This window comes from Mesorhizobium metallidurans STM 2683 (genome assembly GCF_000350085.1).
GTDB lineage: Bacteria > Pseudomonadota > Alphaproteobacteria > Rhizobiales > Rhizobiaceae > Mesorhizobium > Mesorhizobium metallidurans.
This window is the reverse complement of record NZ_CAUM01000118.1, coordinates 1-9976: the sequence shown is the minus strand read 5'-3', so window position 1 is coordinate 9976 and position 9976 is coordinate 1. Positions and strand designations below refer to the sequence as shown.

The window sequence follows — 9976 nt, the reverse complement described above, 5'->3', positions numbered from 1 at the left end:
CCTTAGAGCAGCATAGCGAACTCTCAGTCCACCCAGGGATTGTGAATGTCCACATGGCTGCGTTCGTAGTCCGCCGTGTCACGGGTGACGATCGTCAGGCCATGCAGTAGCGCCGTTGCGGCGATGATAAGATCGGGCTGCGAAAACGTATGGCCTATTTTGCGACCTTCCTCGACGAGCAGGCGCCATTTCAGCATGATGTTTTCCGTGACGGGCAGCGTCCGCTGTTCGAACATCGGTCGAACCTTGTGCGACAACCAATCGGTCAATTCCGTGCGCCGGCCCGGATCATCCACCGTCTCGATCCCGAAACGGATTTCTGCAAACGTCACCGAACTGACGAACAACGAGTCAAGCGGCTGTGCGGCAACGAAAGCGACAACCTTCGGTTCGGGCCTGGGACGACGAAGCTCCGATAGGATGTTGGTGTCGAGAAGCCAACCTGTCACAAGGATACTTTGCGCACAGGTAGCACATTGCGGTGCGGGGCGATGTCGACGTCACGATACGGCGAGGCCTGCATGGCGGCGATCAGAGCCTCCCCGGTCTGGTCGCCTTTGAGGCGCCGGAATTCCTCAACCGAGATGACGACAACCTCCTGGCGGCCATGCACGGTGACATGTTGCGGGCCGTCGATGCGAACCCTGCGCACCAACTCGCTGAAATGAGCCTTGGCGTCCTGGAGCACCCAACGGCCCGTGTTCGGCTCGTGCGAGAGCCGCTTGGATGATTTCGAATAGGCCGAGGCGATGGTTTCATTTTTTCTGGTCATACTGACTAGAATATCACGGATCAAGATTTGCATTCAAGGACGATTTGATCCCTCCGAACGGTGGAGTCTTCACATCCGATCGTTCTGCCGGAGGATCTGATTGTCCCGCTGATCCTCGACCGCGGCGACCGTGCACTCGGCATCGACTGGGTCAACTTTCCTTAGCGCGCTCTTTCCTGGCGACATGGCGAGCAACGAACCAGGCCAGGCCGGCCACGACAAGGCCGATGGCCAGAGCGATCAGCAACCGCTCGTGACGGTGCAGCGCCTGGCCGACGATGCGCTCGGCGCCCAGCCCGAAGACATAGCCGACACTGCTAAACAGCGCGGCCCAAACCAGCGAAGAGATCGCGTTGAGGATGACGAAGCGCGCCACCGGTATGCTGGCGAAGCCGGCGGCGATGCCGCCGACCAGGCGCATGCCATAGATGTAGCGGTTCGACAGCACGAAGATGTTGGGATGGTTCGAGACGAGACGGTAGGCATGGCTGAAGCCCGGCCGGCCCCTCAATTTGATCACGAACGGATGGTCGGCAAAACTGCGCCCCAGGACGAAAAAGAAGGTGTCGCCGACAAAGGCGCCCATGGCTGCCGCCAGAAAGGCCTGCCAGAGCCCGAAGACCTGCTGGTGCGCGAAAAATCCGCCGAGGATGGCGGCACTTTCGCCCTCCGCGACACAGCCCAGAAAAACCGCGATCAGTCCATATTGTTCGATGAGACGATGGACGAAATCCGTCATGAAGACGTCCGCTGCTTCGACAGAACCTCGTCGATGCGCTTCACCTGCTCGGCCAGCCGGGCGATCTCGTCGCGCATGCCGATGATCTGGCTGTGGCGCAGTTCGTCGAGCTTTTCATGCAGCGCCATGATCTCGATCTCGGCCTTGAGATTGACCTCGTAGTCGTGCGCGGCGTCGATACGATCGCGCTCGGTCTGGCGGTTCTGCGCCATCATGATCACCGGCGCCTGCAGGGCCGCGACCATGGAAAGCACGAGGTTGAGGAAAATGAAGGGGTAGGGATCGAAGGCATCACGCGTCAAAAGCCAGACATTGCCTGCCGTCCACAGGATCAGGAAGGCAATGAATGTCAGGATGAATGACCACGAGCCGCCGATCCGGGCGATGGTATCGGCCAGGCGATCGCCAAACGTCTGGTGAAAGGCGACGGCCTTGTTGGTGTCCTTGGAGATCGTGGTGCGTTCGAGCGTCGATTGCAGCACCCGGTTTTCGAGCGCGCTGAGGCCGTCCGGCTTTCGCTTCAGCCAGCGGTTTGCCAGGTCCTCGATCGTCTTGTTCATCGTCGCCTCCGTCGTCAGCAACAGAGGTAGAGGCTGCCGGCTCATCCGGGAAGTGGTAGATTGACGCGATGGGGTGAGGAAACAATGATGGATTTCCAGAAAATTCGCGCCCGCGCGGCGGAACGCAAAGGTGGTGAAGCCTCGTTGGCATCGCTGCTCGGACCCATGCCTGACAATGCCGCCGTGGCTGACATTACCGACGACCGCATCCTTTCGACCATGGCCGAGCGCGTCTTCGCCGCCGGCTTCGTCTGGCGCGTCATCGAGCAGAAATGGCCTGGTTTCGAAAAAGCGTTCCTCGGCTTCGAGCCGAAGCGGCTATTGTTCCAGCCCGATGATTTCTGGCACGACTTGACGGTCGATCAACGCATCGTGCGCAACCCGCAGAAGATCAAATCCGTCCGCGACAACGCTGCCTTCGTCGAGCGGGTGTCGAAGGAGCATGGCGGTTTCGGCAGGTTTCTCGCCGATTGGCCGGCGGATGACCAGGTCGGGCTGATGGCCTATCTCGGCAAGCATGGCAGCCGGCTCGGCGGCAATACCGGCCAGTATTTCCTGCGCTGGCTGGAATGGGACGCCTTCATCATCTCGACCGACATGGCGGCCGCATTGCGCGACGCCGGCCTCGACATCGCCGAAAGCCCGACGTCGAAGAGGGATCTCGACAAGATCCAGGCTCGGATCAACGCCTGGGCGGCGCAAACGCGGCTGCCGCGCCGGCACATTTCGCGCATCCTGGCGATGTCGATCGGCGAAAACCATTCGCCGCAAGCGTTGCGCGAATATATGGGCGAATAGGACACGATCGGTCGATCGGTCAGGACACGAGCGATATCGACCGGTCCGGGTGGCACAAGCGAACGTCATTGCCCGGCGAATTTTGCCGCGCTAAGTCAGCAGGCATGACCAAGAAGACCGCTCCCGATATCCTGCGCATCGCCGTCGCCCAGCTCAACCCGACGGTCGGCGATATATCAGGCAATCTCGCCAAGGCGCGCGAGGCGAGGGCGGATGCCGCCCGCCAGGGCGCCGACCTCGTGCTGTTCGCTGAACTCTTCCTCGCCGGTTATCCGCCTGAGGATCTGGTGCTGAAGCCGGCCTTCCTGAAGGCTTGCGAACGGGCGGCGCAGGATTTTGCCAACGACACCGCCGATGGCGGCCCGGGCGTCATTATCGGCACGCCGCTGAAGCGCAAAAGCGGCACGCACAACTCGATCATTTTTGCCGATGGCGGCAAGATCCTTGCCGAGCGCTACAAGCTCGATTTGCCGAACTACGGCGAGTTCGACGAGAAGCGCGTCTTCCAGGCCGGGCCTGAACTTCAGGGGCCGGTCAATTTCCGCGGCGTGCGGCTGGGAATTCCGATCTGCGAAGACATCTGGGGCGATGTCGCCGTCTGCGAAACACTGGCCGAGAGCGGGGCAGAGATCCTGCTGGTGCCGAACGGCTCGCCCTACTACCGCGCCAAGATCGACGTGCGCCATCAGGTCGTCATCCGACAGGTCATCGAATGCGGCCTGCCGATGATCTACGCCAACCAGCTTGGCGGCCAGGACGAGCTGATCTTCGACGGTGCCTCGTTTGCCATAGGCTCCGACAAGACGCTGGCCTTCCAGATGAGCCAGTTCGAGGAGGCCGTCGACGTCACTACCTGGAAGCGTAAGGATGACGGCTGGGTATGCACCGAAGGGCCGATGTCGAAGATCCCGGAAAGGGAGGAGGCCGATTACCGCGCCTGCATGCTGGGCCTGCGCGATTACGTCAACAAGAACGGCTTCAAGAACGTCGTTCTCGGCCTTTCCGGCGGCATCGATTCGGCGATCTGCGCGGCCCTTGCCGTCGATGCGCTGGGCGAGGAACGGCTGCGCGCCGTGATGATGCCTTACCGCTATACATCGAAGGATTCGCTGAAGGACGCCGAGGATTGCGCCCGCGCGCTCGGCTGCCGTTACGATATCGTGCCGATCTTCGAGCCGGTCGAAGGGTTTTTGCACACGCTGACGCAGCTTTTCGAGGGCACCAAGGAAGGCATCACCGAGGAAAACCTGCAGAGCCGCGCGCGCGGCACCATCCTGATGGCGATCTCCAACAAGTTTGGGTCGATGGTCGTCACCACCGGCAACAAGAGCGAGATGTCGGTTGGCTACGCCACGCTCTATGGCGACATGAATGGCGGCTTCAATCCGATCAAGGACCTCTACAAGATGCAGGTCTATGCGCTGTCGCGCTGGCGCAATTCCCATGTGCCGCCGGGCGCGCTCGGCCCCTCCGGCGAGGTGATCCCGAAGAACATTATCGACAAGGCGCCGTCGGCGGAACTGCGCGAGAACCAGACCGACCAGGATTCGCTGCCGCCCTATCCGGTGCTGGACGACATATTGGAGTGCCTGGTCGAGAACGAGATGGGTGTCGACGACATCGTTGCGCGCGGCCACGACCGGGCGACGGTGACGCGCATCGAGCACCTGCTTTATATCGCCGAATACAAGCGCCGGCAGGCGGCGCCCGGCGTGAAGATCACCAGGAAGAATTTCGGCCGCGACCGCCGCTATCCCATAACCAACCGGTTCAGGGATCGGAGCTAGGCTGGGCCGTGCCTGACTGCGAGATCAGCTTCGACCTGTCGCGGATCGACTTCCGGGCGACCTCCGACCTCTTGATGGCGAGCTACTGGGGCATCGGGCGCAGCGACGAAACCCACCGCCGCGCCTTTGCCAACTCACTCTGCGCCGGCGCCTACATCGGTGGCAAGCAGGTCGGTTTCGGTCGGGCGATAACCGACCGCACGGTGTTTGCCTATCTCGCCGACATCATCGTCTGGCCCGGGCATCGCGGGCGAGGCACCGGCACGCGGCTTGTCCAGGCGCTTATCGATCACCCTGACTGCAAGACGGTCACGCATTGGAGCCTGGCGACCAACGACGCCCACGCAGTCTATGAAAAGCTCGGCTTCAAGCCGTCCACCGACGGCCGCTACATGCGGCTCGACCGCATCCCGACAGGCTGAGCGGGCGGCACAACCCGCGATTGTTGCAAAATCGTCTCACTGATTGGACCACATGCGCTTTGGATCGCCCGCCATCTTGGCGAGACATCGAGGCGTCTCTATAAGAGATTCTCCGCGATTCCCCTTTAGGAGGAACCGAATGCCACGATTTGACATCGTTATGCGAGGCCGCGAAGCCTAGGTTCTGTTCAGCAGGCCGCGAAGTTCCTTCGCGACGAGATCTGGACTGAGAACAGGCATTTGCCGCTGCCGGTCGCCACCCCGTTTGAGGGCGAGCCGCCGAGATATACCGAACCTCCGCATTGTCGGGCGCCAATTGGCGCCAACGCGGTTTTTTCAATTTCTACCTTACCGGGACCGGGCTCGTTTGCGCCCGGATGACATCATGGCTCGTTTTCAAATCGATTTGCGCGCGAGCGCCTTTCGCAGCGTTCTTGGCTTTACGTTCGGCCATTGGCGGCGCCAGCCCTGGCGGCTTTCGCTCATCATGGGCACTTTCCTGCTGTCGACCTCGGCCGACGTGCTGACGCCGCTCTATTCCGGCCGACTGGTCGACGCCGTCGCCAGCAGCGCAACGGCCGATGAGATTGCCTGGAACGCAGCGAAGGCGGCGTTTTCCATGCTGGTGGCGCTGGCGCTCGCGGGCGTCGTTCTGCGCAACATCGCCTTCATGGGCATTACGGACCTGACGCTGAAGATGATGGCCGACATCGCCGCCGACGCCTTCCATCGCGTCCAGCGTTTTTCCACCGACTGGCATGCCAACAGCTTCGCCGGCTCGACCGTGCGCAAGATAACGCGCGGCATGTGGGCGCTCGACCTGCTCAACGACACGATCCTGATCGCACTGCTGCCGTCGCTCGTCATGCTCACCGGCTCGACGCTGCTGCTTGGCTGGTTCTGGCCGATGATGGGCGTGGTGGTCGCCGCCGGCTCGGTGCTGTTCATAGCGGTGACCGCGATGCTGTCGCTTGGTTATGTCGCACCGGCGGCAAGGCTTGCCAACGCCTGGGATACACGCCTTGGCGGCTCGCTGGCCGACGCGGTGAGCTGCAATGCCGTGGTCAAGGGTTTCGGCGCCGAGACGCGCGAGGAAACGCGTCTTGCCAGGGTGGTCGCCCAATGGCGTGCCCGCACGCGGCGCACCTGGGTGCGCGGCACCGTCAACGGCACCACGCAAGGGACGATGCTTTTGCTGCTCAGGACAGCGGTGATCGGATTTTCGCTGCTGCTATGGTCGTGGGGGCAGGCGAGCGCCGGCGATGTCGCTTTCGTGCTGACCTCGTTCTTCGTCCTGCAAGGCTATCTCAGGGATATCGGCACGCATATCCGCAATTTGCAGCGTTCGATCAACGACATGGAGGAACTGGTCGACTTCCAGTCCGAACCGCTCGGCGTCGAGGACCGACCCGGCGCCAAGCCGATCCGCATCACCGACGGCCGTATTGGCTTCGACAACGTCACCTTCCACTACGGCAACCATCGGCTGCCGCTCTACCGCGACTTTTCGGTGGATATCGCGCCGGGCGAACGCGTTGGGCTGGTTGGCCATTCCGGCTCGGGCAAGACGACTTTCGTCAAGCTGATCCAGCGCCTTTACGACGTGAACTCAGGGCAGATCCTGATCGACGGCCAGAATATTGCCGAGGTGGCGCAGGCCTCGCTGCGAGCGCAGATCGCCATCGTCCAGCAGGAACCGATCCTGTTTCACCGGTCGCTGGCCGAAAACATCGCCTATGCGCGGCCGAGCGCCACCCAGGCGGAGATCGAGCATGCGGCGCGGCTGGCCAGCGCACACGATTTCATCGCCGACCTGCCGAAGGGTTACGGCACGCTGGTCGGCGAACGCGGTGTGAAGCTGTCCGGCGGTGAGCGCCAGCGGGTGGCGATCGCGCGCGCTTTCCTTGCCGATGCCAGGATCCTCATTCTGGACGAGGCGACGTCCAGCCTCGATTCGGAATCGGAGGTGCTGATCCAGCAGGCGATGGAGCGGCTGATGGTCGGCCGCACCACGCTGGTCATCGCGCACCGGCTGTCGACGGTGCGGGCACTCGACAGGCTGCTGGTGTTCGATCGCGGCCGCATCGCCGAGGAGGGCTCGCATGACGAACTGATCCGTCTGCAAGGCGGCATCTACCGCCGGCTGTTCGAGCGCCAGGCGCTCGAACTGACCAAGGGAATGGTGATCTGAACGGCTACAGCGTCGCGTAGATTCAGTGTTAGAGCGTACTTTGTGCGTCCAAGTGGACGCACGTCGCTCAAATGGACACGCGGCGCTGTAGTCTTTTCATTTCCATCGTCATATTCTATGTCTCCGACAGAGCGGGGGGGCGTGTCTTGTCAACACCGAAAGCATCCGGTACGCCCCGCCCATGACAGTTACCGTCCGTTTCGCCCCGTCTCCGACCGGCCGCATCCATATCGGCAATGCGCGCACCGCCCTGTTCAACTGGCTGTTTGCGTTGAACAATAAGGGCCGCTTCATCCAGCGCTTCGACGACACCGACGTCGCGCGCTCGACGCAGGAATTTTCCGACGCCATCCTCTATGATCTGCATTGGCTGGGCATTTTTCCGGATGGCACGGAATACCAGTCGCGGCGTTTCGAGATCTACGATGCGGCGGTGGAGAGGTTGAAGGCGGCGCGCCTTGTCTATGCCTGCTACGAAACGCCGGAAGAGCTCGATCTCAGGCGGAAGGTGCGCCGCACGCGCGGCCTGCCGCCGGTCTACGGCCGCGAGGCGCTGACGCTGACACGTGACCAGGTCGCCGAGTACCAGTCGGACGGCCGCCGGCCGCACTGGCGTTTCCTCCTGCCCAATTTCACCAGTGATCCGCTGCAGCCGGAACGCACCGAAATCCACTGGAACGACCTCGTGCGCGGCGAGGAAACCGTCGACCTGGCCTCGCTTTCGGATCCGGTCCTGCGGCGTGAGGACGGCACCTATCTCTACACGTTGCCTTCGGTGGTTGACGACATCGAGATGGGCGTCAGTCATGTCATCCGCGGCGACGATCATGTTACCAACACCGGCGTGCAGATAGCGCTGTTCCAGGCACTGGGCGCCGAGCCGCCGGTATTCGGCCACCACAATCTCCTGACCACCGCTTCGGGCGAGGGACTGTCGAAGCGGACCGGCGCATTGTCCATCGAGAGCCTGCGCGAGACCGGCATCGAACCGATGGCCGTCGCCTCGCTGGCCGTGCTGGTCGGCACCTCGGAAAATGTCGTGGCGGTGCCCGACATGAGCGGACTTGCCGAGCGCTTCGATCCGGCCGCAACGTCGAAATCCGCCGCCAAATTCGAACCGGACGAGCTTTTCGTGCTCAACCGCACACTGCTTCATCACATGCCGTTTTCCGAAGCGCGCGACCGGTTGATCGTGCTTGGCATATCGGGCGAACAGGCCGAACCGTTCTGGCTCGCCGTGCGCGGCAATGTCGACAGGCTGGCCGACGCGGCAATCTGGTGGCGCACGCTGCGCGAAGGTCCGCAGGAGCCGCCGGAGTTTTCCGACGAAGACCGCGATTTTCTTCATCAGGCGTTCGATCTTTTGCCGGAAGACCCATGGAACGGGTCGGTCTGGAAGAATTGGACGGGCAAGATCAGGGAAGCCACGGGGCGCAAGGGCAAGGCGCTGTTCATGCCGCTCAGGCTGGCGCTTACTGGACAGCCTTCGGGGCCGGAGCTTGCAGATCTATTGCCGCTGTTGGGTCGGGAAGGAACGCTGGCCCGACGACCCTGACCTTGCGCTGCTCCGGTGGCGGCAAGGTCGATGCCACGGGTTTGACCGCCAGGCGCTTGATGGCTTCCCGATCGAGGCCGCCTTCGGTATTGGCCAGGGTCTCGGGATCGGCGCCCGGATCCGGCTTGGCGACCGGCACCGGAATGAACGGCTCGGTTTGCGTGTTGGCCTGAGACTGTTCCGGACTTGGCGGATTGCCGGCAATGATCTCGAAATTCTGTGCCGCGTTGCAGCCGCAGGCCGGGCGCGAGGACTGCTTGTAGAGATAGGCGGTCGGCAGTTCGCGGTAGGGCCTGCCGGTTGCCGACGATGCCATGTCAGCCGAATCGCCACCCTGACCGCGGCTGTAGAACACTTGCATCTCGGTGCCGGGGCAGCTCGAATCGCAGTTCTTCTGGTCGCGCTCGAAATCGCCGAGCGAGGCGGCATTCGACATCGGGAAGAAATAACCGTCGCAGGTTCGCACGCAAACCGTGCGGAATTCGCCGCCGAGGCGTGGCAGGTCCATGCGGTCGGGCTGGTTGATCATGGCGCGGATGCCGCGTTCGCCGGAATCGCTCTCCAGCGCTTCGGGTTGCTTTTTATCGCCGTCCAGGAGCCGATCGAGCAGATTGCCGTTGCCGTCTTCACGGTTCGCTTCCCGCAGCGGCCCGCGCTTGGGAGCAATAATGCTGTCGCGGCAGCCATTGGCATCGAGCGCAGCCAATATGCGGGCACGATCGCGCCGCGAGCCGCCGCCGGCAAGCTGCGCGCGCTTGGCCTGCAAGGCGTCGAGATTGGCGTTCATCCGTTTGAGCGTGGCGTCGCGCGCGGCGCAGGCGTTTTCATTGCGGCCAAACAGCGAAAAGCCGCAGCCGGACTGGTTGCTGGCCTTTGCAATCTGCTGGCGTTGCCTGACGATCGCATCGTCATACTTCCTGAGCAGAGCCGGCTTGCCGCCGCCACGCGAAGCGGACGCCAGATCGGCTTCCAACTGCCGGCAAACGCCGGAGGCGGCTTGCGACTGGGTGGCAAAGCCTGACAACGCCAAGGCGGCGAGCAGCGCCGCCGCATGCGTCAGCTTCCACCCTGCGCCCATCATTTGCCCAGAACTCCGTTTGCCCAAGAAAGCTACCGCGATTGCGGTTAACTGTTTGTTTAGGACAGTCGTCA

General features: G+C 62.5%; 10 protein-coding genes. 5 read left to right on the top strand and 5 right to left on the bottom strand.

What is annotated here, in order from left to right:
• Positions 1 to 23 precede the first annotated feature (23 nt).
• The 4 genes from MESS2_RS19475 to MESS2_RS19460 all read right to left on the bottom strand — a co-directional run bounded on the left by MESS2_RS19475 (position 24) and on the right by MESS2_RS19460 (position 2071).
• Entirely contained in the window at positions 24 to 449 is a 426-nt protein-coding gene (locus MESS2_RS19475) for a type II toxin-antitoxin system VapC family toxin (protein WP_008876139.1), read from the bottom strand.
• Positions 446 to 805, bottom strand: coding sequence for a type II toxin-antitoxin system Phd/YefM family antitoxin (locus MESS2_RS19470; RefSeq protein ID WP_244440033.1), 360 nt, complete (start codon positions 803 to 805; stop codon positions 446 to 448). Before MESS2_RS19470 ends, MESS2_RS19475 begins: the two co-directional genes overlap by 4 nt.
• Before the next feature lie 118 nt (positions 806 to 923).
• On the bottom strand, positions 924 to 1511 hold the full coding sequence (locus MESS2_RS19465) for a DedA family protein (protein WP_008876136.1): 588 nt from the start codon (positions 1509 to 1511) through the stop codon (positions 924 to 926).
• Positions 1508 to 2071 carry a DUF1003 domain-containing protein gene (locus MESS2_RS19460; protein WP_008876135.1) on the bottom strand — a complete coding sequence of 188 codons (564 nt, stop codon included), beginning with the start codon at positions 2069 to 2071 and terminating at the stop codon, positions 1508 to 1510. The genes MESS2_RS19465 and MESS2_RS19460 overlap by 4 nt, the downstream gene beginning before the upstream one ends.
• Positions 2072 to 2155: 84 nt before the next feature.
• Between MESS2_RS19460 and MESS2_RS19455 the strand changes: the two genes are divergently transcribed.
• From MESS2_RS19455 to MESS2_RS19435, 5 genes are all read left to right on the top strand, one after another.
• A complete protein-coding gene (locus MESS2_RS19455; protein ID WP_083918614.1) occupies positions 2156 to 2869 on the top strand; it encodes a DNA-3-methyladenine glycosylase I in 714 nt (237 codons plus the stop codon).
• A gap of 104 nt (positions 2870 to 2973) precedes the next feature.
• A complete protein-coding gene (locus MESS2_RS19450; protein ID WP_008876133.1) occupies positions 2974 to 4656 on the top strand; it encodes an NAD+ synthase in 1683 nt (560 codons plus the stop codon).
• 8 nt (positions 4657 to 4664) lie between these two features.
• Positions 4665 to 5078, top strand: a complete 414-nt coding sequence (locus tag MESS2_RS19445) for a GNAT family N-acetyltransferase (RefSeq protein ID WP_008876132.1) — start codon at positions 4665 to 4667, stop codon at positions 5076 to 5078.
• 385 nt (positions 5079 to 5463) lie between these two features.
• The gene (locus tag MESS2_RS19440) at positions 5464 to 7269 is read left to right on the top strand and encodes an ABC transporter ATP-binding protein (RefSeq protein WP_008876131.1); all 1806 of its coding nucleotides are present in this window, start codon (positions 5464 to 5466) and stop codon (positions 7267 to 7269) included.
• Between the two features lie 181 nt (positions 7270 to 7450).
• The gene (locus MESS2_RS19435) at positions 7451 to 8824 is read left to right on the top strand and encodes a glutamate--tRNA ligase (RefSeq protein ID WP_008876130.1); all 1374 of its coding nucleotides are present in this window, start codon (positions 7451 to 7453) and stop codon (positions 8822 to 8824) included.
• Here MESS2_RS19435 and MESS2_RS19430 read toward each other — a convergent pair.
• Positions 8742 to 9905, bottom strand: a complete 1164-nt coding sequence (locus MESS2_RS19430; RefSeq protein ID WP_040593536.1) for a DUF2865 domain-containing protein — start codon at positions 9903 to 9905, stop codon at positions 8742 to 8744. The genes MESS2_RS19435 and MESS2_RS19430 overlap by 83 nt on opposite strands.
• Between the last annotated feature and the right edge of the window lie 71 nt (positions 9906 to 9976).

What these genes read in the sequence shown, in the direction of transcription:
- MESS2_RS19470 (WP_244440033.1), bottom strand. Translation starts at nt 805, where the DNA reads ATGCAAATCTTGATCCGTGATATTCTAGTCAGTATGACCAGAAAAAAT.
- MESS2_RS19465 (WP_008876136.1), bottom strand. Translation starts at nt 1,511, where the DNA reads ATGACGGATTTCGTCCATCGTCTCATCGAACAATATGGACTGATCGCG.
- MESS2_RS19460 (WP_008876135.1), bottom strand. Translation starts at nt 2,071, where the DNA reads ATGAACAAGACGATCGAGGACCTGGCAAACCGCTGGCTGAAGCGAAAG.
- MESS2_RS19455 (WP_083918614.1), top strand. Translation starts at nt 2,156, where the DNA reads ATGATGGATTTCCAGAAAATTCGCGCCCGCGCGGCGGAACGCAAAGGT.
- MESS2_RS19450 (WP_008876133.1), top strand. Translation starts at nt 2,974, where the DNA reads ATGACCAAGAAGACCGCTCCCGATATCCTGCGCATCGCCGTCGCCCAG.
- MESS2_RS19440 (WP_008876131.1), top strand. Translation starts at nt 5,464, where the DNA reads ATGGCTCGTTTTCAAATCGATTTGCGCGCGAGCGCCTTTCGCAGCGTT.
- MESS2_RS19435 (WP_008876130.1), top strand. Translation starts at nt 7,451, where the DNA reads ATGACAGTTACCGTCCGTTTCGCCCCGTCTCCGACCGGCCGCATCCAT.
- MESS2_RS19430 (WP_040593536.1), bottom strand. Translation starts at nt 9,905, where the DNA reads ATGATGGGCGCAGGGTGGAAGCTGACGCATGCGGCGGCGCTGCTCGCC.